We start from the raw sequence: 26,429 nt of genomic DNA, 5'->3' as shown, positions 1-26,429 counted from the left end.
TTTAAGTTTTTGCACCTTGATTAGTTTATAAATAACTAATAGACAAATATATTTTACTTTTGTTTTGAAGTACACAAACATAGCGCCAAGATTCATCGATGAATTTGGCACCATTAATGCACAGTTAATTTTCAATATGAACGGAACAACCAATGAAAAGAAAAAACAAATAGGCATTGTATGGGCCAATCCATATAACAAAAACTTAGGGGTAGCCGCCCTAGCCTATTCTGCCTTATCGATTTTACATGATGTATTAACTACGCATAACATAAACGGGGAGATCACATTTTTTGGCAGTGATAAGTCAACAAAAGATCAAATCAAGATTGGCAATAAAGTGATTACTTTCAAAAATATCAAAGGCCTTGACTTTTATGACCTTAAATGGATATTGAAGTTGTTAGTAGACCCTGAGAAACACCAGCTTAAAGCCATACAATCCCTGGAATATATCTTCGATATTGCCGAGGGAGATAGTTTTACAGATATTTATGGTAATGTTCGTTTTGAAAAGATCCGTAACTCGAAAAAATATTTTGCCAAAAGGGTAAAAAAGCAAGTATTATTACCGCAGACTATCGGTCCCTTCAAGCATGTAAGGAACGAAAAATCTGCATTCAAAGCGATGCAAGCTACAGATCTCATTATCAGCAGAGATAAACAAAGTTTTCAATATACCAAAGGAAAGCTTTCGAAAGATAAGATTCGCGAAAACATCGATGTGGCTTTTTATTTACCTTATGAGAAACAGTCTTTTAGCAATCAAAAGGTAAACGTAGGGGTCAATATATCTGGCTTACTTTGGAATGGAGGGTATACGAAAAATAATCAATTTGGTATGCAAGCAGTATATCAGGATTTGATTCGGGAAATTTTAACCTTTTTTGTGGAAAAAGCGGGCGTTCAGGTACACCTAGTACCGCATGTTGTTCCTGAACATCAACCAGTTGAAGACGATTATATCGTATCAGAACAATTACAGCGAGAGTTTTCCGGTGTATTGGTAGCTCCAAGGTTTGAAACCCCAATAGCTGCTAAAAACTACATCAGTGGACTGGATTTTTTCACTGGTGCACGTATGCATGCCTGTATAGCTGCCTTCTCTTCCGGTGTCCCCGTTTATCCCCTCGCCTACAGCCGAAAGTTCAACGGGCTTTTCGTGGATACACTCAATTATCACTGGCTTGGCGATTGTGTAAACACCAAAAACGACGAGATATTAGCCGGATTAAAAAATGCCTTCGAAACCAAAGAAGAGCTAAAAAAACAAATTCAACTAAGCATCAAAACAATCGTAGAGCCTCGTTTGCTAGAATTAAAAGAATTATTGAAACAAGCGCTTGACTCATAAACACCATGTTATCAGTTAAATCAAAGATCAGTGATATTGATCGGGCTAATTTATGTTTAGGTTGTGGCTTGTGTGAAAGCATTTGTGGCAAAGAGCATGTTCATATGCAATTAAAGCCCGATGGCTTTTTCCACCCAGTAGTAAAAAAAGTGGTTCCAGAAGCGGAAAAGATTATCACGGCAATTTGTCCAGGTATAAACATCACTAATGATATCGCTTTCAGTAAAAAGCAAAGTATCTGGGGAAATATAGAAACAGTATGTTCCGGCTACGCTACAGACAATGAAGTCAGAACGCGCGGATCTTCCGGGGGTGTCGTTAGTGGTCTTGCGATCTATCTACTAAGCTCCAAAACGGTAGATGCGGTACTACAGGTTGGCGGCGACCCAGAGGACTACGAGCGAAATAGCCTACGCATATCCTATACTCGTGCAGACGTTTTAAATTGTGCTTCCTCACGCTACGCGCCTGCGCTGATTTTTGATAAAATACTAGCTATATTAAAAAACAGCAATGATACCTACTGTTTTATAGGTAAACCTTGCGACGTTTCTGCGTTAAAGAATTTTTTATCAAAATACCCCATTTATGCCGATAGATTCAAACTCACTATAGCTATCATGTGTGCAGGCTTACCCTCTTTTAAAGGAACACAAGCTATCATTGATAGCTACAAACCAAAACTGCCCATAAAAAATTTAAGCTATCGGGGAAATGGTTGGCCGGGATATTTCTCCTTTCGTGATGGTGAGGGAACATCTTTCAAGCAGAGTTATAATGACTCTTGGGGAAAAACACTGAACCAGCATTTACATTTTCGGTGCAAAATATGCCCAGAGGGTATTGGCTTGCAGGCAGACATTGCTATCGGAGATGCCTGGGAAACAAAGGATGGATACCCTGATTTTACCGAAAAAGAAGGCCAAAGTCTCATCATAACCAGAACGGATGCAGGCGAAGAAACGTTATTAAGTGCTGCCCATGCGCAGGAGATATCTTTTACACCACTAAAAAGTGATATCATCCGATATATGCAACCTTATCAATATACGCGACGGACACGCGCAGGGATTAGGCGTTTAGCCGTTTATGTTACCACCGGAAAATGGCTGAATTTCAAGCATATGCATTTGCATTACAATATGAGGTATGTAAAGGCAACTACGCTTTTAAGAGATTTTTTAGGCACCGTTCGCAGAACCGTTAAACACTTAAAACAAAATGGCTAGCTCTTCAGCCAAAACTATTTTTTCCAGTTCCTTTTGGGGGATTTTGGCAAAAATTCTTGATGCTTTAGCCAAATTTGTCACTATTCCAATGCTGGTGGGCTTTTATGGCAAGGCCGATTACGGATTGATTGCGCTTGCGTTTTCATTAAACGCCTACTTGCGTTTGATGGATTTAGGGATGAATGTCGGTTCTGTGCGTTTTTTTTCCATGTGGGTATCGTTAAATGAATGGGAAAAAATTGCAAAAGTTTCCCGATCAAGCATTGTTTTTTACGGAACCATCGGACTAATAAATGCAATGATATTTGCAGTCATGGCTAATTACGGCACTCAGCTCTTCAATTTAACAGCCAGTCAGCTTCCTATTTATCGCTCCATGATGTACATCTTGGCTTTCAGTACGGTGTTAAACTGGGTCTCAAATGTCTTTGTTCAATTGCTCAGTGCAAAGGAAGAAATTGCTTATATCAATCAGATTAGCATCATTAGCAGTATATTAAATTTTTTATCCGCCTTTATTGCCATAAAATTCCAATGGACACTTGAAGGCTACTTCATATGCTATACACTGTCTACACTTAGCCCCATTCCTTTTTATATTTATAAACTTCGGGTATTCAACATGAATCTCAGCAAGTTAATAAAGCCAAAATGGGACGGAAAAGCTTTCAAAGAAATTCTGGGGTATAGTATTGGGATTTTCATCATGGGGCTCTTTCAGCTTACGGCAAACAATTTGCGCCCACTACTTCTTGGTAAGTTTGCTTCGGGAATAGACGTTTTAACAGATTATCGGGTCATTCAAACTATAGCCATGCTTATTGTTGCTTTTGGTGGCGTGTTTATGCAAGTTTTGCTTCCTTCCGCATCAAAAGTCTATGCAGAAAATAATATTAAAAAAATGGAAATGATGGTATACGATGGCACAAAATACATCACCATCCTTTTATCATTTATGGTTTTTGTGCTGATAGTAAATGCTAACACACTACTTTCGCTATATATGGGAGAAAGTTATGGAGCGTTGACAGTATGGCTTAGCCTATGGTTAATTACCGTATTAATCTCCATGCATAACACACCGGTATCCAGCCTCGTGTTATCTACGGGAAAAATTAAGCCACTTATCTATTCTTCGGCCATATCTTGTGTCCTGTCTATACCCATCACTATCTTACTGGCAAAAAAACTCAATGTAGGTGCAGCTGTGATAGGCTATCTGGCATACATTATCTTACAGATTGCTTTTTACTACATATATTATATCCCTATTATCTTAAAGTTGAGCGGTCGTCGACTCTTTTTGCGGTCATTCCTTCCTTCATTTCTAGCCGGCATAGTTGCTTGTATTCCTGTCTATTTTCTTGATCATTGGATGACTGCTATGCATGGTTATATACAAATTATCATAAACTCTATTGTTTTTTGCTTGTTCTTCTTTTTGATACACCTTATTTTTATCATTAAACCGGCAGAACTCTTAGCATTGAAAAATAAGGTTTTCGCCAAATAAACTCAGGTAATTATTAATAATGACTAAATTTTCTATATGTATACCCGCCTACAAAACACGCTATCTAAAGGCATGTATTGATAGTATATTGAAGCAATCCATTGAAGACTTTGAGCTGATTATTCTTAATGATTGCTCCCCCGAACCAGTTGAAGCGATAGTGAAACAATTTAACGATCAAAGAATTTCTTATTATAGCAATAAAAAAAACGTTGGTGCATTGCATTTAGTAGATAACTGGAACAAATGCCTGTCATTAGCCCGGGGAACATACATTGTGATCATGGGAGACGATGACCTTTTGGAACCGGATTATTTAAACGAATTCGCTCAACTTATTAACCTGTTCCCTGATTTAAATGTTTACCACTGCCGAAGTAAAATAATCAATGATGAAGGAGAGACCATCATGCTAACCCCTTCATGTCCTTTGTTCGAAAGTGTCTATGATAGTATATGGCATCGACTAGCACAGTATCGATCGAACTATATTTCTGATTTCATGTACCGTACAGAGGCGCTCCAGCAACAGGGAGGATTCTACAATTTGCCATTAGCCTGGGGGTCTGATGATATTACCGCATTTATTGCTGCACACCGACAAGGCATCGCACATAGTAGCAAGCCCGTTTTTAACTATCGAAGCAATAACTTATCCATCACATCTACCGGCAATGATTTGCAAAAAATGGAAGCCAATTTAGGTTATGCCAAATGGTTAGGTCATTTTTTACAGGAGCAACCTACCAACAGCGATGATGATATTGTATATCAATATCTGGTAAACAAACAACACGGTTTTATGGCCAAGAGAAAACGTTATACCATGATGCTTTCCATGCGGAGGCAGCTACTAAACAAGTCTTTTTTATGGTTCAGATACCGCAAGAAATTTGACATTAGCGTCAAAGACATTCTGATAGCCGCCGTAAAAAGTTTGAATACAAATTAAGTAGATCACCGTATGAATATCATCTTTAATCCTCCTGAAAACGAAGAGAACAAGTACGTCAATATTATGGTCGGTGCACTTAAAAAGGCTGGGTTTAATGTTTATCCTTTAGATAGCTTTTTATCGTCGATTAAACATTTCAGATCAATTAAATTAGTGCATCTCAATTGGTTTGAAAATGTGGATGACAGCACTTTTTTCGTCGCTTTAAGAAGCTTTTTTAGAAAATTAGTGGTATTAACAGCCATTAAATTGGGAAAGAAGAAGTTGGTATGGACCATGCATAATCGTAGTTCACATGAAAAAGGTCTCAGCTTTTTCAGCCGCACCTTAATGCAACTGTTAATCCGTACCTCTCATACCATTATCCTTCATAGTAAAGTATCCGGTCACTTTCTCGAACAATATGTACGAGGAGCTTCTTCAAAAGCAGTCTATATACCACATCCAGATTTTATCGACGTTTACGGTCCAATATTATCCGCTAAAAATAAGCACCCTAATTTACCCCTAAATTTACTTTTTGTAGGGACCGTAAAACCCTATAAAAATATCGAACTATTGATACAGTTGGCTAAAAAGTTCCCGCTCAAGGTTAGCATAGTCATTGCAGGAAACCCTTCAACAGTTCAATACAAGACAAAGCTTGAAAGTATGGCCGCGCAATCAGCCAATATTGATCTGCAGTTGCGCTTTGTTCCAGATGAAGAGCTTCCTGTTTTTTTTCAGCATGCCGATTTGTTAATTTTACCTTATGATTTGAAAAGTAGTCTAAATTCGGGCACCGTAATTTTAGCTTTTTCCTATGGCAAAACAGTTATATGTCCTAATATCGGTACTATCAGCGATCTGGGGGATCAAAAGAAATATGTATTGACCTATTCCTACGAAACCCCCCAACAACATCAGCAGCTATTATTCGATACGGTTGAACATGCTATCCATTTAAAACAGCAACAACCAACTACTTTACAAGAATACGGGCACAAGTTGTTTGAACATGTGAAAACAATTCATCAAAAGGAAAGCGTTGGCAAACAACTGATAAAAGTGTATAGTAACTTATTAATTGAGGCATAAGCGAACATGAAAATATTATATATCAATGCCCTTTACAGTCCAGACATCTTAGGTGGCGCCGAGCTATCGCTCAAGGTATTGGTAGAAGCTATGCAAGCAAACGGACATGAAGTTGCTGTATTGAGTCTTCAGCCCGCGGGAAGACTAAAAGAAGAATATGTAGACGGGGTAAAAGTCTATCGTGCACCTTTAAAAAACAGGTATTGGCCTTTTCATAAAAGTAAACCCGGAAAATGGGCAAGGCTACGCTGGCACCTAAAAGATCGTTATAATCGTCAAATGCGCACCTATGTCAGAAAAGTTATAGCCAAAGAAAACCCAACCATTATCTCCTGTCATAATTTGGTTGGCTGGAGTATTGCCGTGTGGGATGAAATCAAGAAATCAAACCTCCCTCTTGTGCAGGTATTACACGATCTGTATCTTTTATGCCCCAATAGCGATATGTTTAAAGGAAATGCTTCCTGCCAGCACCAATGTTTACAATGTAAACTACTCCGTAGCAAACACAGAAAGTTATCGGCTAAGGTAGATGCTGTGGTAGGCATAAGCAACTTCATCCTGAAGCGGTTCAATCATTTTCACTATTTCCCTTACGCACAAAAACACGTTATTTATAATAGTCGGCAAATTCCTCCCCCCCCTTTACCATCCGACAGAAAGGTTTATGAGGCATTAAAGGTAGGATATATAGGCACACTGGCCGAAAAAAAAGGAATAGAATGGCTCATTCAACAATTTGAGCAGTTACAAATAAATGCCACATTGACCATTGCAGGTGCCGGGAAAAAGGATTATGAAGAACACCTTCATGCTATCACAAAAGCACCAAATATAGCTTTTATAGGCTCCACCGATTCGACCCTGTTTTACAAAGAAGTAGACGTACTGGTGGTGCCCTCATTATGGCAGGAGCCACTTGGGATGGTCGCTATCGAAGCTTTGGCAAACCATTTGCCGGTAATAGCAAATAATATCGGAGGACTACGAGAAACGGTAAAACATGAAGTGAATGGGTTACTATGCGAATCGGCTGATCCCAATTCACTTGGAAAGGCAATATTACGCTTAAACGAAGATATGGCCCTCTATAATCGTTTAATGAAAAATGCCCGATCATCTGTTGAGGCAATTTTAGATAAAGAAAGAATGATCAATGAATACGCAATGGTTTTAAATGGAACAACTAACAAACATATCAACGCATAAAACATCTATAGTTGGGAACAAAATACCGCTAATAGGTATCGACCTAACGGAGCTTTTCTTCTGTCTGAGCTTACTTGCCATGTTCGTTCCGCTAAAAATATATCCATTTGTGTATTTGGCCAGCTCTTTCGTTTTTCTAATGGACACCTATAGCAAACAGGGGTTTATTGCTATGGGAAATTACCTGAAAAACCCATGGCTTGTTTTTTTGGGAATTTTTACCTGTTACGCTTCTGTCAGCTTCTTTACCACATATAACGGCCAACCATACGTAATCAATAACTTTTTAAAGTTATGGGTTAATGCTATATTTCTCGGTACTGCTACTTATTGGTTAAGTCTCCGAGATAATATTAGGCTATTAAAAGCATTGGATATCACCTTACATCTTATATTCCTGCTTTGCTTTGCCCAGCTATTCATCTATCACGAGGCTTTTAATTTCGGTCTCATTTATGGCTCTGCTTCTTCCGGAAAAGCCAGCACCTTATATAATCCCCAACATTTTTTCTGGGGTTTAGACGATAAGAATATGTTCGGAGCACGTTTGGCATTGCTAGGCTTTATATATGTCCTTGTACCACTAGTACGCTATCATAAATTGACAATCTGGCGCATTGCTGCGGTATTTCTGCTTGCCCATCTCTCTTTATCAAGAACGCCCATTGCTGCTTTGATTATGGGTATCTTTCTTTTGGGGTGGGCGCTATCAACGAAATATGTACGCGTAGGCTTGGTGCTGGTCAGTGCATCCATATTGCCGATTGTGGCGCAGAAATTCCTGCGAATAGACAATATAACCGCTTCAAACGACGGTATGGGCGTTAGAATAACTTATTGGAAGGCATTTTTTCAACATTTTGATACCATTTCACCCTTGGGAAACGGATTTTTCAATGGAGCTCCTTTTTTAAAGCAGTACGCAGCTTACTATCATGGGGAGCCACATTTACATAATACTTTCATGTCTTGTTACCTAGAACTTGGTGTTATCGGTTTGTTGTCGTATGGTTTATTTTTTTGGTATTTTATTAAATTTTGCCTGAAGGCAGGACAGACGCGTTTATTTTGGTGTATCGCATTTTTGCCTTTACTAGCCATTATGATGATTCTCTATTCGGGGTATGACAATGATATTGTTGTATACCTGACTCTTGTTTTTTTACTGGGGAGAACGAAAAGCATCGATTTTAAAAACATAAAGATACAATTCTGAATGACTAAACGGATTTTGATCGATAGTAGATGGGATGGAGATACCGGCATTGGTAGGCTTTATCGGGAAGTAGTGGCACGGAAACCCTCTGGAGTAGATACCACATCTATAAAAAGTAATCTTGCATTGGGAAGTGTTTTTACACCACTCATCCTAGCAAAAGAAATATACAACACCCGGGCAGATGTTTTTTATAGCCCATCATTTATGCCCCCACTTTTTTCAAAAATACCTTTTGTCTTTACCGTGCACGATTTGATGCATCTTTTTTACTACTCCACCTTGCATAAATTGTATTATAAACATGTGATCGGTAACATAGCTAAAAACGCCAAACAAATCATTACCGTTTCTCATTATAGCAAACAACAATTGATAAAACTGTTGGGAATCAAAGAGCAACTCATAACAGTAATCTATAACGGGGTAGATGAACAATTTTCGAAGAATGAAGAACGTTATAAGCTTCCCAGGCCCTATTTTTTATATATAGGTAACCGTCGAAAAAATAAAAATATACCTGCTATGCTTGAAGCATTTGCAAAGGCCAACATTCCCAATGATTTTATTTTTGCACTCACGGGTTCTCCAGAGGACAGTTTAAACACCCATATCCAAAGGCTAGGAATAGGTGAACGCATAAAGTTTTTGGGTTTCGTTTCCGATACCGATTTACCTAAACTTTATAAAGGGGCTTTTGCCACCCTATATGTATCTTTAATGGAAGGGTTTGGCCTACCTATTATAGAATCCATGGCTTCGGGCACACCCGTTATCACATCAAACGCCAGCTCACTGCCAGAAATTGCAGGCAATGCTGCCATATGTGTTGATCCGCTACGGATAAATAGCATCAGCGAAGGGATAGAGCTAGTGGTAAACAATAATTCACTATATCAACAACTTGTTGTTGATGGGAAAGAGCGGGCTAAAGACTTTAAATGGGAAGATACCGCTTTGCAGACCTGGAAAACAATCATTTCTTAACTCATCTAATTAGCTGTCACCATGCCACACCGCTATAACATATACCTCCCATATAAGCTTTTCAACTGCTATTGTTGTTGTTTTTTATTGCTGTTAAATGCATGCCAATTATCCAACTCGAAAAAAGATGCTGACACCTCGGCACAACAGCAGCCACCTGTTAGCGTAACAAACCGCACTCTCAATGTACATGATTACCAAGCAATAGGCGATGGGATTTCTGACGACACAAAGCAAATTCAGGCAGCCATTAACGATGCCCTTAGCGGTGATACCGTTCTCATCCCTTCTGGAAAATACAAAGTTAAAACCCTCGTTTTAAGATCAAATATTCATATCAGAAGCATTGGCCTTCTCCGTCAATATTTACCGGCAGATACCCAGCTCTTTTCGCTTGAGAAACAAAACTCTTCCAACCCTTTGTTCTTTGGAAGAGATGTACATCATATCACTTTAGATTTCCGCGCAGAAACACGGAATGAAGCCATTTACGTTTATCGAAGCAGTAATATAACGGTAAAAAATAGTATGATGACGGGCAGTTCCAAAAAACGGTCTTTCCCTGGAATGCTGTTCTACGACTGTAAAGGAATCGAGGTTAGCGGGTCTGTTGTTCGCAACTATGGCACAGCAAGGGAGTCCGCTATTTATTATCAACCTGGTACAGCGATCCGCCTATTGTCTTGCTCAAATGTGTTGATCGCTCAAAACAGATTGTCTGAAAATGGAGAAAACGGTGTGTTTCTACATGGCAGTTCAGATGCCACCATCAGCGATAACCATATCCTAAACAATGGTATGAGTGCCATACAAATCGGTTTCGGCAATACCGGAATCGAAAAAAACTTCACCATTGTAAACAATGTAATGGATCACAATGCCGCCGATGCGATTGATATAAACAATCGTTCAGCCCAACCACCACTGGCAATACATTGTTTGATCAAGGGAAATAGAAGTTCCAATAACGGATACGTGAAAGGAACACCTACACCCGATGGGTCAGGTATCGCTACGCTAATCAATATAAGTAAAGTAGCGGTCGTCAACAATCGCTCGACATCATCTAATCGACCCGCATTGTATTTCGAAAAATGTGATGAGATAGCTGCTGAAGGCAATCGTTCGGACAACAAAATAGAAATTGTGGATGCTTTTAACGATATAAAACTCTTAGACAACCAATTTGATGCATTAACGGCTTTATCCAATGTAAAGGGCAAAAAACTGCTATTGAGACAAAACATCCTGCGTACTCTTCTGTTACCTAACGGGATACACATTGACAGCTTGTTGTTATATGACAACCAAGTCAAAAAAGCAACTTTAAACTTTAATATGGCAGGAAATATTGTATTGGAAAACAACACTATCCAAAACGATACACCGCGTGATGCCTTATTAATTGTCAATGTTAACAGTGCAACCATCAAAAAAAATCATATTTCCAGCACACGATCTTATGGTGTCAATATCAGGAAAACGGCAAAAAGAGTTGTTGTTACCGAAAATGACATACAAGCAGCCAACGCTTGTATTTTTGATGAAGGTGCTGCAGATTTGAAGATCTACAAAAACAAGCTTACCTCATTACCCGGAGCACAAACAAGCCGCACGTTGGTAAGTTTGAACCCCAATAACCTCCAGCTGAAAAACAACACACATAAAGCAGGTAAATCCGACAACTCCATTCGTCTTGAAGGAACTGGTACAGCAATTATTTCAAACGAAAAAATAATCAGTGGTTATCCGGATTATGGCAAAGTTGTCATTCAGGAGGATTAATTAGCATATGAGAACTATTGTTTATATCCCCACGTTAAATGCGGGAGCCGTTTGGACAGCGGTTTTAGCTGCCCTTAATCGCCAAAGCTTGAAACCGACAAAAAAAGTGTTAGTAGATTCTGGATCTACCGATGGCACGCTTTCTTCAAAAGAGCTTACAGGTTTTGAGGTTTTGACTATAGATAAGAAAGACTTCGATCATGGGGGAACGCGTCAATTGGTGATCAACAAATTCCCTGATGCGGATATCTATATTTTTTTAACGCAAGACGCCATACTTGCCGATCAGTATGCCCTGGAAAAACTGGTGCAGGCTTTTATCAACGACTCTACCATTGGGGTGGCCTATGGCAGACAGCTTCCGCACAAAGGGGCTAAAACATTGGAAGCACATGCCAGGCTTTTTAATTACCCTTCTATATCCCAAATTAGAAGCATGGATAACGCATCTCAATATGGTATCAGAACGGCCTCTTGCTCCAACTCCTTTGCTGCCTACAGCAAGGAAGCTTTTGAGCAAGCGGGCGGATTTCCTTCGGGAACAATTTTAGGTGAAGACGTTATTGCCGCCGGCAGGATACTGTTAAACGGATGGAAACTGGCGTATGTTGCAGAAGCGGCGGTCTATCATTCGCATGATTATACCGTTGGCGAAGAATTTAGGCGATATTTTGATATCGGTGTATTTCATCGTACCAATGCTTGGATTTTTGATCATTTTGGTCATGCAGATAGTGAAGGGTTTAAATATGTAAAATCTGAGCTGGCATATGTTTTAAAACATAATATCTTTGTTCTACCTAAATCCATCTTTTCCATCGGAGCTAAGTGGCTGGGGTATAAACTGGGTATGTATTATAAAAAGTGGCCTATAACTTGGAACAAGTGGTTGTCTATGCATAAGGCATATTGGCAAAAACATAGGTCATGATGCAACATTTGCCTACCCTAAATGTGGAATAATTTCCCCACAATACTAACCAAAAATAAGTTAAAAAAAAGCGCAATAGCCTTCAGGAACATCCTATTCGCTATTTTAAGTACTTGGCATATTTCTTGGCTTTTAATGAATAACAATCAACGTTGAGCAGCATTATTGTTCACATTGCATTAGGAAAAAATTATTAACGTATATTTTTCATTTACGTATAGAACAAAAGAATTCAAAAAGAAATATGTTAAGAGATTCGCAAATACAGGAAATGTCCGCTTCAGGCATGAGTGAACAAACAATAGTTGTTCCCAATGTGATGCTTAAGACCTCTTTTTCAAGCCTAATTGAGCATAATTTTGCTCACTACGCTGATTTTCCACTAATACTTATCAATAGAGGTGAGGCAGTAGATTTAAGCACCAGGTTCTTCAAAAGATGTTTTGACGTTATCTTCGCGTTAACGGTAATGTTAATTGGGCTTCCTATTTTTTTATTGTTAGCTTGCATAACAAAACTAACATCTAGGGGACCAGTATTTTACAAGCAAGAAAGAATCGGTCTTCATGAGAAGCCATTTTATATTTATAAATTTCGGAGCATGAGAGTGGATGCCGAGCAGACAGGTCCGCAATTGGCCTCTGACGAAGATCCTCGTATTACTCCCTGGGGTAAGTTTATGCGTAAAACCCGATTAGATGAGCTGCCACAATTTTGGAACGTGCTTAAGGGAGATATGGCTGTTGTTGGCCCTCGGCCGGAACGCGCTCACTTCATTGAGCAGATCGTTGCTAAAGCACCCAACTATAAAAATCTTTTAACGGTTAAACCAGGTATTACCTCTATTGGACAGGTGAATTTCGGTTATGCACAAACGGTGGATGAAATGTGTGAGCGGATGCTTTTAGATTTACAATATTTACACGGCATAAATTTTTTCTCAGATATGAGCATTATTTTAAAAACCGTTAAAGTAATGGTACAGGGGAAAGGAAAATAGATCATCAACCTCGTGGACCTCGTTACAGAAAAAAGGGCGTAGATATAATAATCTGCGCCCTTTTTTTCATTATGGCTTTTCTGTCCAAAAAAGAGGCTCCTACAAAGCGTATACCCCCGGGGCATATTAAATTTATTGCGAAAGAAGCCCAATAGCTTTAAATAAAGCTACGCAATCGGTTGCGTAAATCTTTTATTTGTTCTAATTTAGCTCGCGCTAAGATCAGAAGTAATCATTTTTATAAAAAGACGAATTTTATGTGCGGAATAGTGGGTTATATAGGACATCAGAATGCTTGGGAAATTATCATTAAAGGCCTTAAAAGACTAGAATACCGTGGATATGACAGCGCTGGAGTGGCACTTATGAACGGTAAAATGAGTATTTATAAAAAGACAGGCAAAGTATCCGAGCTGGAAAGTTTCGCTACTAGTGCAAACAAAAATGGGACACTAGGAATGGGTCACACACGCTGGGCCACACATGGCATTCCTAGCGATCAAAATGCGCACCCCCACCTTTCAGGTAACCAAAGTTTATCTATTGTTCATAATGGAATCATTGAAAATTACGCAGCCATCAAGGAGATGTTGAGTAAAAAGGGGCATACCTTTACAAGTGATACAGATACAGAAGTATTAATCAAATTAGTAGAGCAAATTCAATTGGAGGGTGCCACGGATCTACGAGAGGCAGTAAGAGTTGCCCTTTCACAAGTCACCGGAGCTTTCGCCATTGTGATCTTGTGTAAGGACGAACCTGATTTACTAATTGCGGCAAGAAAGGGCAGTCCAATGGTAATAGGCATTGGCAATAACGAATATTTTGTTGCCTCAGATGCTTCCCCAATTGTCGAATATACTAAGCAAGTCTATTACCCCGAAGATAATGTGCTGGTTTATCTCAGTCGTGAACAGATGGAAATCAGGGATTTAGCAAACATTGAGCTTACGCCTTATATACAAGAGTTAGAGCTTGAATTAGAAGCACTAGAAAAAGGGGGGTATGAACACTTCATGCTGAAAGAAATTTATGAACAGCCCCGTTCCATTGCCAATTGTCTGAGAGGCCGCATCCATGCAGAAGATGCTGGAATAAACCTTGGAGGGCTGAGCGAGTACGCCTCTAAACTTTCTCAGGCAAAGCGCATCATCATTGTGTCTTGTGGCACTTCATGGCACGCTGGCCTAGTTGGAGAATATCTTATTGAAGAATATGCCCGTATTCCGGTAGAAGTTGAATACGCTTCCGAATTCAGGTATAGAAATCCAATAATACATGAGGAAGATATTGTGTTAGCTATTTCTCAGTCTGGAGAAACAGCAGATACCATGGCTGCGATAGAATTAGCAAAAGAAGCAGGGGCTACAATACTAGGCATCTGCAATGTTGTGGGCGCTTCTATCCCACGACTTTCTCATGCTGGGATGTACACACATGCCGGCCCTGAAATCGGCGTAGCGTCAACTAAAGCCTTTACTGCTCAAGTGACAGCATTAACGCTCCTTGCTTTGTTTTTTGCAAAAAAACGTGGGACTTTACCCCTATCTAAAATTACATCACTATTGACGGAATTACAAGAAACCCCGAAATTAATTACTACGTGTCTAGAAAATGATCTGTTTATTCAGCACGTTGCCGGTGAAATTAAAGACAGCACGAATTGTCTATTTCTGGGACGGGGTATTAACTTCCCCGTTGCCTTAGAAGGAGCACTTAAATTAAAAGAGATCTCCTACATACATGCTGAAGGGTATCCAGCGGCAGAAATGAAGCATGGTCCTATAGCTCTTATTGATGAGCAAATGCCCATCGTAGTGATTGCAACAAAAGATTCTTCTTACGAGAAGATTATTAGCAACATTCAAGAAGTTAAAGCACGAAAGGGTAAAGTCATAGCAATCGTTACAGCAGGCGACACAGTCATCAGGGAAATTGCCGACTATACGATCGAAATACCCGTTTGTGCCGAGGCACTCACCCCTCTTCTAGCCACAATCCCCTTACAACTACTTTCCTATCATATAGCAGTTATGAGAGGCTGCAACGTTGATCAACCTAGAAACCTCGCGAAATCTGTAACGGTTGAATAATTATTTTAATAACCAAGCTTATACTAGGTAGAATCACTACTAGCGTCTAGCACAAGTACCCGTAGAACCACCAACGGGTACTATTTGTGCTTAGACTATTCACACATGAAAAACGTCGATTAGATTAAGTTTATAAATTTTTTGATAAATCTACAATTTATTTTTTATTTTGATGAAAATTTTTCAAATTTTTTTTTCTATCATTTCTTTATTCACACCCAAACGAATATTTCAGCACAAATATCACATCCTTATTATCATTTATCAGGTCGAACCCACAGTGCATCCAAAAATGCTTTAGCAATAAAAACACTTTATTACACTCCCTTGTTAAGCGATAAGACAAATTATCAAATATATGAACGAACCGATCACGCTCACCTTATTAGAAAAGCTGCTAGCAGATGGCTTTAGCACACTTATCGCTAGCGCGAAGGATGGAAATCAATTGGTTTTTATTCCAAGTAAAGAACCTATAACCGGTGAATTAATGGACGATGCTTCCATAACTGCCCTTAGCGATCGAGAGATAATCGGTATAGAAGAGATTATCAATAATTTTAGTTTCTATTCAAGTGAAGGCCTCGTAATTGAGATAGATGATGGGGTTTAACAACAAATGTAAAAGTAACAGGGGAATTGCTCCTGTTACTTTTACAGGTTATAGCAAAAGGCGTCTAACGTTTTTTACGCATGTGAAACACTAACTCGCCGCCATCCGCGATATCCGCATGTTTTAGCCGCCAAGATTTTATTTCCTTACCATTCAAGACAACCCTTTCAACATAAACATTCTCATCAGATTGATTAACTGCTTTCACTGAAAAACTTTTACCATTTTCCAAAGTTATTTTTGCCTGTTGTACAGCCGGGCTACCTATCCAATACTCATCAGAAGCAGGAGCAACAGGGTAGAAACCCAAGGAACTAAAAATATACCAAGCGCTCATCTGCCCACAATCATCATTTCCTCCTAAGCCATCAGCACCGTTATGATACTGATCCTTTAAAATCATCCGTACCTTTTCTTGAGTTTTCCAGGGTTCGCCGGTTATATTATATAGATAAGCTACATGGTGAGATGGCTCATTGCCATGTACATAATTCCCTATAATTCCTTCTCTTGTAATATCTTCGGTATTTGCAAAAAATTCATCAGGTAAATGCATACTAAACAGTGAATCCAAATAACGCGACAATCTCTTTTTTCCTCCCATATGTTGCATCATACCTTCCGGATCGTGCGGTACATATAAGCTAAAGTTCCAGGAGTTACCCTCAATAAACCCCTGACCGTGTGTTTCCAGCACATCAAATTCCTTCTTAAAACTACCGTCCTCCATTTTGGGCCGCATAAAGCCTATACTGTTGTCGTACACATTCTTCCAATTTTCCGATCGTTTAATAAAAGCATCGTAAACATCGGTACGCCCAAGCTTCTGTGCCAATTGGGCAATACACCAATCATCGTATGCATACTCCAGCGTGTTAGACACTGAAGTTCCAGATACTTCCGCAGGAATATATCCTTTATCAATATAGGAGCCAATACCTTCATAGTCTCTTGCATTTGCAGTTGCTACACACGCCTCCAATGCCGCCATTGCATCTCCTTGGTAGTTACCTTTAATAATCGCATCTGCCACCACAGAAACACTATGATAACCACTCATGCACCAATTATCGTTTGCATAGTGTGACCATACGGGCAACATATGTAATACACTTTGTTTATAATGTTCCATCATGGAAGCGACCATATCCGCGTTGCGCGATGGACTAATTAAGTTAAGATAAGGATGAAAAGCACGAAAGGTATCCCACAATGAAAAAGAGGTATAGTTTGTAAATCCCTCTGCCTGATGGACCTCATAATCCAGCCCTTTATATCGCCCATCAACATCCATATAAACTGTAGGCATCAATGCAGCATGATACATAGCCGTATAAAAATTAATTTTGTCTTCCTCTTTAGGTACATCTATCTGAATACGCTGCAACTCTTTTTCCCAAAGTGCTTGTCCTGCCTGTTTTGTCTGCTCAAAATTCCAATGAGGAATTTCTTCTTGCATATTCGCTAGTGCTCCTTGCATACTGACAGGGCTGATCGCAAATTTGATTTTTACCTGTTCATCTTCTTCCGTGTCAAAATCAAAATGCATACGCAAATCTCTCCCAGCTATATCCGGGAAATTCTCTTCCTGTTTGAATTTACCCCAAAATCCTCTGTAAACAGACACGGGGTCATTTTTCTGTGTACCATATTCCTTAAATGGTTTAGAAAAGCGCATGGCGAAATAAACCGTGCGCGTACGTGCCCAACCGTTTGTTTGCCGATATCCGGTAATTAACGTATCGTTGACAACGCGTACTACCGTCCATACATTTTTATCTTCATAATTATAGATCCCAGCCATCAAATCCAAAATGATGTGTGACTGTTCCGACTGGGGAAACGTATACTGATGAAAACCGACACGAGTACTGGTAGTGAGTTCAGCTAGCACACCAGGTTCATCAAGCTTAACTTTATAATAGTTTGCTTCTGCAACCTCATTGGCATGACTATAGGTAGAACGATAACCACTTTCAGGACTATCAGCCGTACCCGGATTCATCTGTAATTCACCTACCGTCGGCATGATTAAAAAATCGCCCAAATCTGAGTGACCCGTCCCACTAAAATGCGTATGACTAAAGCCAACAATAGTAGGGTCATCATACTGATAACCAGCACAGTATTTATACACATCTCCATTATATTTACCGTTTACTGCATAAGGAATAGTATCAGTATCAGGACTCAACTGCACCGCGCCAAAAGGCACAGTGGCACCCGGAAAAGTATGTCCCATTTTTGCAGTTCCTATAATGGGCTTCACATATTTCACCAGAGAGGGCTCTTGTGCCAACATTGTCATTGGAAACAAAACAATTAACAGTAAAATCTTAATTCTCATCATGCAAATATTTCATTTTAAAAATAAACACTTTTATATAGCTAAGGTAGCCATTATCTTTACCGAATCAACCAGTAAAAATAGGGCTACCTTCCATGTTTAAATATTTTATTTGTTAACCAATCACGGGATTTTCTGCATACTCTTCCCAAAGCTCATCTACATTTTTTCCTAAATGTTCTTGCCAAAAAGTTTCCGTATATTCTTTATTGCGCATAGCGGCATCTAATTTTTTAATTATTCCCTTTTTCTTAGTTGTTTCCATCCAATAGAAGAAACGTGCGGTAATGCGATAAGCGTTCTCGTAAGATTGTTTACTATCGAAATCGGTAAGTTTCCAATTTGCGCCGGCATTATCAATTCCCAAAGTATACCGCACATAGTCTGCAATCCCTTCGGTAATCCAACCTGGCCCTGCCCCCTCAGGATAGCTTTGTACCAAATGCATCACTTCGTGTGTTACAACATCAATATCGCCCGGGTTCTTTTTAAACCATTCAGGATTAAAACGTACAATTCCTCCACCCGCCGCGGCTACACCTGTGTATTCAGGGTCTATAACGAAAATTACATTTCTGGTAGTTTTCTTATTATAAATCTTGGCTTCTTTAGGATAATTTATAAAGAAGGTTTCAATTAGTTTCTCCTTAACTTGCTGATTAAAATCGCTTGACTTATCGATAAAAACCAGGGTGTATTTGCCTTGTTTAATGGTATCCACCGCTACTGCCGCTTTCAAATCCTTATCTATCCGATTCCAACGATCTTGCGCCTCAGCATAACGTGAAAATAAAAATGATAGCACGAAAATCGTAGCGTATCGAAATACTCTTTTTATCATAATGGAATTGCTAATCATATTTATGCTAGTTTACTTTTCATTAGAATACGAATAAGGAAATGCTTTGGCATCAGTTCCTCTAGCCGTATTGGCCTCACTATCCATTTCAAAGCGCAAATTTCCACCGTCTAAAATCGTTTGATGACCGATCCAATTTTCCTCCAATGTGTTATTATTCAATGAGGCTTTACCGATATAACGATTGGCGGCACTATTATTTTGCGCATCGATGACAAACTGCTTTCCATTTTCCAATTGCAGGGTTACTTTTTTAAATAACGGCGCGCCAATCACATATTGATCCGTTGCTGGGCATACCGGATAAAAACCTAAGGCAGAAAAAACGTACCAAGCAGAAGTTTGACCATTGTCTTCATCACCGCAGTAACCATCAGGTGTCGCGGCGTACATCCTGTTCATCACTTCTCTTGTCCAATATTGTGTTTTCCAAGGCTCACCTGCATAATTATAGAGGTAAATCATGTGTTGAATGGGTTGGTTGCCGTGTGCGTACTGCCCCATATTGGCAATCTGCATTTCACGAATTTCATGGATCACTCCCCGATAATAGCTTTCGTCAAATAACGGCGGTTGTGCAAAGACGGAATCCAACATGTTCACGAAGGTTTTTTGCCCACCCATAAGATCGATCAAGCCCTGTACATCGTGAAAAACGCTCCAAGAGTAGTGCCAGCTATTGCCTTCTGTGAACGCATCACCCCATTTTAAAGGGTTAAATGGACTTTGAAAGGTTCCATCTTCATTTTTACCGCGCATCAATTTAGTTTCGGGATCGAATAAATGTCGATAATTCTGGCTTCTTTTTTCATAGAGGGCGATTTCCTTTTTTGGCCTTTTCAACGCTTTTGCTAATTGATAGATCGTAAAATCATCGTAGGCATATTCCAGTGTACGTGCGGCATTTTCATTGATTCCGACATCATAGGGCACATAACCCAACTTATTATAATAAGCCACGCCTTTCCGTCCCACAGCACTCACTGGTCCTTCGTTATTCGCACCATGCAATAATGCTTCATATAGTTTTTCGATATCGTAACCCCTTAATCCTTTAATATAAGCATCAGCCACCACTGAAGCCGAATTGTTTCCAACCATAATGTCGGCATAGCCCGGACTGCTCCATTCCGGCAAAAACCCACCTTCTTTATAATCATTGATCAACCCTTCCTGCATTTCTTTATTAATGGATGGGTACATCAGGTTCAAGAATGGATAAAGTGCCCGAAAGGTGTCCCAAAAACCTGTTCCCGCAAACATATAGCCCGGTAAGACCTCTCCTGCATAAGGGCTGTAGTGCACAATTTCTTCCTGAGCGTTAATCTCATATAGTTTATTGGGGAAAAACAAGGTGCGGTAAAGACAAGAGTAAAAAGTCCTTTTCTCATCAATCGTACCACCTTCTACTTTTAGTCTGCCCAGCTTCTCGTTCCAGTTTTCGCGGCCCTTTTTCGCAACTTCTTCAAAAGAATCACTTCCTAATTCTTTCAGGTTTAATTCAGCCTGTTCTACACTGATAAAGGAAGACGCAATTCTGGCTTGTACAGGATCAGCTTTCCCATTAACGGAAAAACCGACGATAGCACCTACATGATCAGCGCTTATGCTGACTTGACCGCTATGCTTCGTAGAATCAGACCAGGTAGCATAGTTGCTGAACGGCTTATCAAAAACAATCACAAAGTAATTTCGGAAGTTCTTGAGGTCGCCTCTGCTATAACGGGAAGAATAGCCAGTGATCATATTCTTCTCAGGGATAATCGTCACTTCGGAACCCCTGTCGAAAGCATCCAATACCACAAAAGCACTGTCCGTTTTTGCAAAAGAGAAACGCATGATCGCTGCCCTTTCCGTTGGTGTGATCTCCGCAGTAACGTCGTGATCAGCCAAATAAACGCTATAGTAGTGAGGTTTACTTACTTCGGCTTTGTGTGAAAACCAGCTTGCACGTTCTTCTTCATTAAAGACACTTTTCCCGCTGACTGGCATAATAGAAAACTGTCCATAATCGTTCATCCATGGAGAGGGTTGGTGTGTTTGCTTTATTCCACGTATTTTATCTGCACCGTAAGTATATTGCCAACCATTGCCGTTTTTGCCCGTTTGGGGTGTCCACAAATTCATGCCCCAAGGCAATCCAACTGCTGGATAGGTATTACCATTAGATAAAGAGGGTTTGGAATCTGTACCCATGAGTGGATTTACGTAGTCCACCGGATCCTTTTCTTCTTCCATACTGTGCGCATTTACCTGTCCGCCAAATAAAGTGGCAACTAGTGCCAACCATACATATGCCTGCTTCGCTTTACGATTCATCAAATTGATTGTTTTGTTAAATTTTTAAAGATAATAAAATACTAAAACATTTTAGTTATAACCTGGATTTTGTGCTAAATTTGGGTTTAAGTCCCTTTGCCTTTGCGGGATGGGGAACAGTTCTTTTGAAGGATCGCTAGGTGTATGATCCCACCACTCCTCCGTAGTAAATTTACCGAAACGTATCAAGTCATTCCTTCTAAAACCTTCAAAAATAAATTCTCTCCCCCTCTCCGCTAAAAACTCGTCCATCGTTAATGTTGCAACGGTATAAGCATTTGTTGTCCAATCTTCTTCGCTGAAAGCCCTTTTCCGACATTCGTTTATCAATTCCACCACTTCCTGCGTGGCTGTCCCTCCATTTTTTCGCATAATAGCCTCTGCTTTAGCAAAATAAACCCATGTCAACCGATAAATATTCCAATCAGTATTATTATAGTTTGGATCCTCTGGCGTACCGTCAAAACCCCTCACCTGATTTCCGAGTTTATATTTATTAAACCGTATCCCGCTGTTCTCTTCTCCTTCGCTCATATTGGATACGGTTGAATTCGCTCTGTTTCGCCGAATATTGTCTACAAATACTAACGGTCTTTCGCGATATTCCTCTGTCCCGATAACTGGCTCACCGGTTTCAAAATTCACCATGTCACCCTCCAGTAACCATTCCGTTTTTCGCAGGTCATCAGCTGAAAACGAACCATAAACTCCGGGAACCAGCACTATTCCATTATTCCCGTTTCTTCCCCCTCCATAGATCTCCCTTTGTATAAAATGGTAAAACTCCAAGGGAAAACGGGGTTCGAAATTTGCAGTGGTATAATCGTATGCAATCGAAAATATAACTTCCTTCGATTGATCGTTGGTGCTGTTGAACTGGCTGACAATATCGGGGTCCAAGGCCATTGCCCCATTTTGGCCACCACCAGCACCATTAATCAATTGGTCTGCTGCTGCAATACAGTCGTCCCAACGCGCAGTGCCCGTCCACACTTCTGCATTTAGGTATAGTTCGACCAGCATAGCATAAGCGCCTGCTTTGGACATTCTACCCAACATAGGTCGCGACAAAACTGGTACACTTTCGATATTCTCCAATATTTCACTTTCAATAAAATTAAACACCTCCGCTCTCGGTACGGTCTCAGGCTGAGCCGGTTCGCCTACCTGCGTTACAATAGGTATATTGCCAAACAGATCCATCAGTTTAAGGTAGTGAAAAGCCCTAAGTAGCTTTAATTCAGCAATAAATGCAGCCTTCTCTTCTTCCGTTATCCCCATTTTATCAACATCCCTAGCTTCCAGATTCTCAATAGGATCATTACACAGCCCCATGCCCCAGTACATTAACGACCAAGCATTATTCAATCCCCCTTCATCAACAGTCCAAGTATGATAATGTAAACGCTTCCATTTTCCACCGTCTTCTCCATGCCTTCCTTTAGTTGGCCAAGCCAGTTGATCTCCGGAAAGTTCTGCCGGCCGCCACCAACCATCCTGTCCAGAGGGTGTAACCCAAGCATTTGCGTGGGTATAAGGCCTTAAAACAGCTGAAATCACCTCATTCCGATTATTATAAAAGTTTTCTGTGAGCATTTGGTCATATGCATTCTCATCCAGATTGGTACAACCCAACATGGTTGTCACGATTAGGATTACGACCTTAAAATATGTATTCTTCATTTGAAAATTTCTTTAATTTTTAACCTTTTTAATTGTTAAAAGATTCCTATAAAACTTTTCTTACTAAAAGATCAGGTTTACGCCCATCAAAAAGCTGCGCGTACTTGGATACGCACCCCGATTATCAATTCCGAGTGCGCGGCCATTACCGTCTTCATTTCCTAAGCCGGTGTCAGAAATAAAATCTGGATCGTTTCCAGAATATCCTGTGATGGTTGCTAAGTTCTGTCCGGTAGCATAAATCCTTAAATTTCGCACCAACTTGGTGGGTAGCTTAAATGTGTAACCCAAAGTCACCTCATCAATCTTCCAATGGCTACCACTTTCCAGATAATAATCAGAATACATATAGGTATCATCAATTTCTGCATATTTCCCGAAGGCCTCTCTAAGTAAATTGCCGCTCCACACCTTATTTCCATAGGTTAAAGCTGCCGTATTCAACACATCGTACGCAAATTTCCCACGCATGAATAAACGGAAATCCCATTGTTTATACGTAAAATTGTTGGTGATAGACAGGTAATATTTCGGAACAGCATTTCCGATCGGCGCCAGATCTGTGAGATTCCTATCGGTGGAGTAATTAATCTGGTCATTGGAAACAGCCTCGCCGTTACGGTTATAGAATAACCATTTTCCATCATCCGTAAAACCTGCAAAGCGTTTACCCCAAAATTCGCCTACCCGTTCACCTTCATAAGTGCGGAAAGCATCACCAAGAGCTCCCGCGCCACCTATCGAGCCAAAAGTTTTATATTCTACGACGTATACATCATTGGAATAGCTGTCCAATACATTTTTGGTTGTGCTTGCGGCCAAATCTACTGACCAGGAAAAATTACCGCGATCTATCGCCTGGTAACTCAAGGCCAATTCAAGTCCTTTAGAAGAGATGCTTCCTACATTGGTATAAATGCTCGATTGAATGAAAGGTGGCTGGGGTGAGACATACGTATCCAATAAATCCTTGGTCGTTCTATCGAACGCATCGATACTACCATTAAGTTTACTGTTAAATAAAGTGAAATCTAAACCCAGGTTTATTTCCCTTTTCGTTTCCCAGCGTAAGTTAGGATTTGGGTTTCGGGTCGGTCCATACGTTTCCCTATAAAAACCATCAGGATATAAGTATCGGCCACCACCACCTAAAGTTACCCGGGAAGCATTATTGGCAAAGCCGGAATTTCCGGTTTCTCCATAACCTATACGAAGTTTTAAGTAATCCACAAAATTAACATTATCCATGAAGGATTCTTCGGAGACATTCCACCCAGCGGATACTGCTGGAAAGTTCCCCCACTTGTTATTATCCCCAAAACGAGAAGATCCCTCCCTACGAAGTATAAATTGTGCCATGTATTTGTCGCCGAACGTATAATTCAATCTTCCGAAGAAGGCGATGAGGGTATTATCATTCTTAAAGCTTCCCATCCCCGCTTTTCCGTCAATTAGTGCTGTACCGGTACCTAAGTTATTTTCCTCAAATAGGTCATTAATAAAGCCTCTGTTAGACGCGTCCATTCCTTCATCTATATAATATCGATAACTATAACCAGCAATGGCCGTTAAACTATGGTCGTTATTTATAGTGGTATTATATTGTAAAGTCGGTTCAAACGCGTATGATTGCTCTAAGCGATCACTTTTCGCCGCATAGGCCCCACCGGGATAGTCTGTATTTTCCAAAGAGCCTTCACTGCCTTGTGGTGCATACTGACTATCTACCCAAAAATTCCGTTGAAGTGATCCAAAAACAGAACCTTTCAGTCCTTTCACGATATCAATATCCGCTTTAACATCAGCAGAAGTCGTTTGCTGTTTTCTCAAATTGGTTTCCTGCATTAATCGCGCATACTCGTTCGTACTCAACAAATCAAACCGATAACTGCCATCAGGATTAAAATTGGAAAGCGTTGGATTTTTGAAAGCTTCACTCTCCCATCCTCCACCACCTAAGCGGTTCGCATTATTAAAGTTGGTTGCCAAATTCAGTTGAACATTTAGACGATCGTCGAACCCGCGTTGGTTGATGTTTAGACGGGCACCGTACTCCTGTCTTTCATTTTCCAGACCGATTCCCTGCAGATTTCGGTAATTTAAACTTGCCCGGTAATTCGTTTTATTTGTTCCTCCACTCATAGCAAAATTGTGGTTATGGGAGATGTTATCGCGATTGACGATGTCATTATAAAAATCCGTGCTGCTACCGAAATCTTCCTGAATAATATCACCGGAAGCAATTCTGCCCCTAAATTCCTGTGGAGAAAGAACATCTACCATGTTATTCAAATATTCCTTCCTAACATAATTGTTATAGGTGAATGTGGGTGCACCTGCTTTACCCTTTTTTGTAGTAACCAGTATAACACCTGCATTCGCTGTAGAGCCATAAATTGCGGCACCCGAACCGTCCTTTAACACGTCAATTGAAAGGATATCATCCTGCTGCAGCAAATCCATATTTCCTCCCGGGATCCCATCTATTACGTATAGCGGACTGGCAGAACCCGTCACGGAAACGACACCCCTAAGTTGTACCGCAGGACCAGTATTGGGATTCGAACCTCCTGTACGGGTTACTTGTAAACCAGCAACTTTTCCCTGGATTAAATCTAAAGGGTTACGGGCCCCACTCTGCCTAAAATGAGCGGTATCCACATGTGCTACAGCAGAGGTTACTTCCCGTTGTTTTAATGTTCCGTAACCCACCTCAACGGTCACGGCGTCGAGTGTTTGAATGTCTGGGTCCAGTGAGACATCCACATTTAAACGATTGCCAACAGGCTCTTCCTTCTTAAGATAACCTATATACGAAAACTCTAACACGGCATTCGCAGTAGCCTGAATTTCAAAAATTCCGTCAGCATTTGTTTGTTGTCCGCTTGACGCACCTTTCACCCTAACCGTCACACCGGGAAGTGGCTTTCCGTCTTCAGCACTTACAACCGTTCCGCGAACCGTTTGCTGAGCATTTTGTTGAACAGCAAGTACCGAGATCTGAGAAATAAAAAAACAGCTTAATAATATAAGCCGCAGTTTGATAAAACAGCACCCTCTGACCTCTTTTATAAGGTCAATGCTACTCATCCTGTTTAAATTGAAATTATCCATATATTAATGATGATTGGTTTGATCAATATTTCTTTTGTAAATAGTGGTCGTAAAATATGCAACCGTATGAGGTCAAAAGTTCCAAAACAGCGGATTCATTAAAGGTGAACTTTAAACGATACTTTGTTCATATCCAATTTTAACA

The 26,429-nt window shown here is 40.1% G+C and carries 18 protein-coding genes; 13 read left to right on the top strand and 5 right to left on the bottom strand.

The window, feature by feature from the left end; genetic code table 11:
* The first annotated feature begins 64 nt into the window (after positions 1-64).
* The 13 genes from H8S90_RS11230 (at position 65) to H8S90_RS11170 (ending at position 15,962) form a co-directional block, all read left to right on the top strand.
* Positions 65-1,354 (top strand): polysaccharide pyruvyl transferase family protein, encoded by a 1,290-nt coding sequence (locus H8S90_RS11230; RefSeq protein WP_187342618.1) that lies wholly within the window; start codon positions 65-67, stop codon positions 1,352-1,354.
* Between the two features lie 5 nt (positions 1,355-1,359).
* Positions 1,360-2,583: a Coenzyme F420 hydrogenase/dehydrogenase, beta subunit C-terminal domain gene (locus H8S90_RS11225; protein WP_187342617.1), complete on the top strand. Its 1,224-nt coding sequence runs from the start codon at positions 1,360-1,362 to the stop codon at positions 2,581-2,583.
* Positions 2,576-4,096, top strand: coding sequence for an oligosaccharide flippase family protein (locus H8S90_RS11220; RefSeq protein ID WP_187342616.1), 1,521 nt, complete (start codon positions 2,576-2,578; stop codon positions 4,094-4,096). The genes H8S90_RS11225 and H8S90_RS11220 overlap by 8 nt, the downstream gene beginning before the upstream one ends.
* 19 nt (positions 4,097-4,115) lie before the next feature.
* Positions 4,116-5,048 (top strand): glycosyltransferase, encoded by a 933-nt coding sequence (locus tag H8S90_RS11215; protein WP_187342615.1) that lies wholly within the window; start codon positions 4,116-4,118, stop codon positions 5,046-5,048.
* 12 nt (positions 5,049-5,060) lie between these two features.
* Positions 5,061-6,128, top strand: a complete 1,068-nt coding sequence (locus tag H8S90_RS11210) for a glycosyltransferase (RefSeq protein WP_187342614.1) — start codon at positions 5,061-5,063, stop codon at positions 6,126-6,128.
* A gap of 6 nt (positions 6,129-6,134) precedes the next feature.
* Complete coding sequence (locus tag H8S90_RS11205) at positions 6,135-7,337, top strand: glycosyltransferase family 4 protein (RefSeq protein WP_187342613.1); 1,203 nt, start codon at positions 6,135-6,137, stop codon at positions 7,335-7,337.
* Entirely contained in the window at positions 7,306-8,553 is a 1,248-nt protein-coding gene (locus H8S90_RS11200) for an O-antigen ligase (RefSeq protein ID WP_187342612.1), read from the top strand. The genes H8S90_RS11205 and H8S90_RS11200 overlap by 32 nt, the downstream gene beginning before the upstream one ends.
* Positions 8,554-9,540 carry a glycosyltransferase family 1 protein gene (locus H8S90_RS11195; RefSeq protein ID WP_187342611.1) on the top strand — a complete coding sequence of 329 codons (987 nt, stop codon included), beginning with the start codon at positions 8,554-8,556 and terminating at the stop codon, positions 9,538-9,540. It begins immediately after the preceding gene.
* A 21-nt stretch (positions 9,541-9,561) separates the two neighbouring features.
* Positions 9,562-11,325, top strand: coding sequence for a right-handed parallel beta-helix repeat-containing protein (locus H8S90_RS11190; protein ID WP_187342610.1), 1,764 nt, complete (start codon positions 9,562-9,564; stop codon positions 11,323-11,325).
* Positions 11,326-11,332: 7 nt separating this feature from the next.
* Complete coding sequence (locus H8S90_RS11185) at positions 11,333-12,256, top strand: glycosyltransferase family 2 protein (RefSeq protein ID WP_187342609.1); 924 nt, start codon at positions 11,333-11,335, stop codon at positions 12,254-12,256.
* 244 nt (positions 12,257-12,500) lie between these two features.
* Positions 12,501-13,256 carry a sugar transferase gene (locus H8S90_RS11180; protein WP_187342608.1) on the top strand — a complete coding sequence of 252 codons (756 nt, stop codon included), beginning with the start codon at positions 12,501-12,503 and terminating at the stop codon, positions 13,254-13,256.
* Positions 13,257-13,513: 257 nt separating this feature from the next.
* Positions 13,514-15,349, top strand: a complete 1,836-nt coding sequence (glmS, locus tag H8S90_RS11175) for a glutamine--fructose-6-phosphate transaminase (isomerizing) (RefSeq protein ID WP_187342607.1) — start codon at positions 13,514-13,516, stop codon at positions 15,347-15,349.
* A gap of 358 nt (positions 15,350-15,707) precedes the next feature.
* A complete protein-coding gene (locus H8S90_RS11170; RefSeq protein ID WP_187342606.1) occupies positions 15,708-15,962 on the top strand; it encodes a hypothetical protein in 255 nt (84 codons plus the stop codon).
* 64 nt (positions 15,963-16,026) lie between these two features.
* Here H8S90_RS11170 and H8S90_RS11165 read toward each other — a convergent pair whose 3' ends face one another.
* From H8S90_RS11165 to H8S90_RS11145, 5 genes are all read right to left on the bottom strand, one after another.
* Positions 16,027-18,312 (bottom strand): GH92 family glycosyl hydrolase, encoded by a 2,286-nt coding sequence (locus tag H8S90_RS11165; RefSeq protein WP_187342605.1) that lies wholly within the window; start codon positions 18,310-18,312, stop codon positions 16,027-16,029.
* Positions 18,313-18,424: 112 nt separating this feature from the next.
* Positions 18,425-19,150, bottom strand: a complete 726-nt coding sequence (locus tag H8S90_RS11160) for a basic secretory protein-like protein (protein ID WP_187342604.1) — start codon at positions 19,148-19,150, stop codon at positions 18,425-18,427.
* A 30-nt stretch (positions 19,151-19,180) separates the two neighbouring features.
* On the bottom strand, positions 19,181-21,487 hold the full coding sequence (locus H8S90_RS11155) for a GH92 family glycosyl hydrolase (RefSeq protein WP_187342603.1): 2,307 nt from the start codon (positions 21,485-21,487) through the stop codon (positions 19,181-19,183).
* Between the two features lie 51 nt (positions 21,488-21,538).
* Positions 21,539-23,170: a RagB/SusD family nutrient uptake outer membrane protein gene (locus H8S90_RS11150; protein ID WP_187342602.1), complete on the bottom strand. Its 1,632-nt coding sequence runs from the start codon at positions 23,168-23,170 to the stop codon at positions 21,539-21,541.
* Between the two features lie 63 nt (positions 23,171-23,233).
* Complete coding sequence (locus H8S90_RS11145; RefSeq protein ID WP_187342601.1) at positions 23,234-26,260, bottom strand: SusC/RagA family TonB-linked outer membrane protein; 3,027 nt, start codon at positions 26,258-26,260, stop codon at positions 23,234-23,236.
* Positions 26,261-26,429 lie beyond the last annotated feature (169 nt).

Source organism: Olivibacter sp. SDN3 (assembly GCF_014334135.1).
Taxonomy (GTDB): domain Bacteria; phylum Bacteroidota; class Bacteroidia; order Sphingobacteriales; family Sphingobacteriaceae; genus Olivibacter.
The sequence above is the reverse complement of the archived record's forward strand: the minus strand, read 5'-3'. Positions and strand labels throughout refer to the sequence as shown.

Coding starts and splice junctions, on each gene's coding strand:
- H8S90_RS11185 (WP_187342609.1), top strand. CDS start 11,333: ATGAGAACTATTGTTTATATCCCCACGTTAAATGCGGGAGCCGTTTGG.
- H8S90_RS11180 (WP_187342608.1), top strand. CDS start 12,501: ATGTTAAGAGATTCGCAAATACAGGAAATGTCCGCTTCAGGCATGAGT.
- H8S90_RS11195 (WP_187342611.1), top strand. CDS start 8,554: ATGACTAAACGGATTTTGATCGATAGTAGATGGGATGGAGATACCGGC.
- H8S90_RS11155 (WP_187342603.1), bottom strand. CDS start 21,487: ATGAATCGTAAAGCGAAGCAGGCATATGTATGGTTGGCACTAGTTGCC.
- H8S90_RS11220 (WP_187342616.1), top strand. CDS start 2,576: ATGGCTAGCTCTTCAGCCAAAACTATTTTTTCCAGTTCCTTTTGGGGG.
- H8S90_RS11190 (WP_187342610.1), top strand. CDS start 9,562: ATGCCACACCGCTATAACATATACCTCCCATATAAGCTTTTCAACTGC.
- H8S90_RS11210 (WP_187342614.1), top strand. CDS start 5,061: ATGAATATCATCTTTAATCCTCCTGAAAACGAAGAGAACAAGTACGTC.
- H8S90_RS11225 (WP_187342617.1), top strand. CDS start 1,360: ATGTTATCAGTTAAATCAAAGATCAGTGATATTGATCGGGCTAATTTA.
- H8S90_RS11150 (WP_187342602.1), bottom strand. CDS start 23,170: ATGAAGAATACATATTTTAAGGTCGTAATCCTAATCGTGACAACCATG.
- glmS (WP_187342607.1), top strand. CDS start 13,514: ATGTGCGGAATAGTGGGTTATATAGGACATCAGAATGCTTGGGAAATT.
- H8S90_RS11200 (WP_187342612.1), top strand. CDS start 7,306: ATGGAACAACTAACAAACATATCAACGCATAAAACATCTATAGTTGGG.
- H8S90_RS11215 (WP_187342615.1), top strand. CDS start 4,116: ATGACTAAATTTTCTATATGTATACCCGCCTACAAAACACGCTATCTA.
- H8S90_RS11145 (WP_187342601.1), bottom strand. CDS start 26,260: ATGAGTAGCATTGACCTTATAAAAGAGGTCAGAGGGTGCTGTTTTATC.
- H8S90_RS11170 (WP_187342606.1), top strand. CDS start 15,708: ATGAACGAACCGATCACGCTCACCTTATTAGAAAAGCTGCTAGCAGAT.
- H8S90_RS11205 (WP_187342613.1), top strand. CDS start 6,135: ATGAAAATATTATATATCAATGCCCTTTACAGTCCAGACATCTTAGGT.
- H8S90_RS11165 (WP_187342605.1), bottom strand. CDS start 18,312: ATGATGAGAATTAAGATTTTACTGTTAATTGTTTTGTTTCCAATGACA.
- H8S90_RS11160 (WP_187342604.1), bottom strand. CDS start 19,150: ATGATAAAAAGAGTATTTCGATACGCTACGATTTTCGTGCTATCATTT.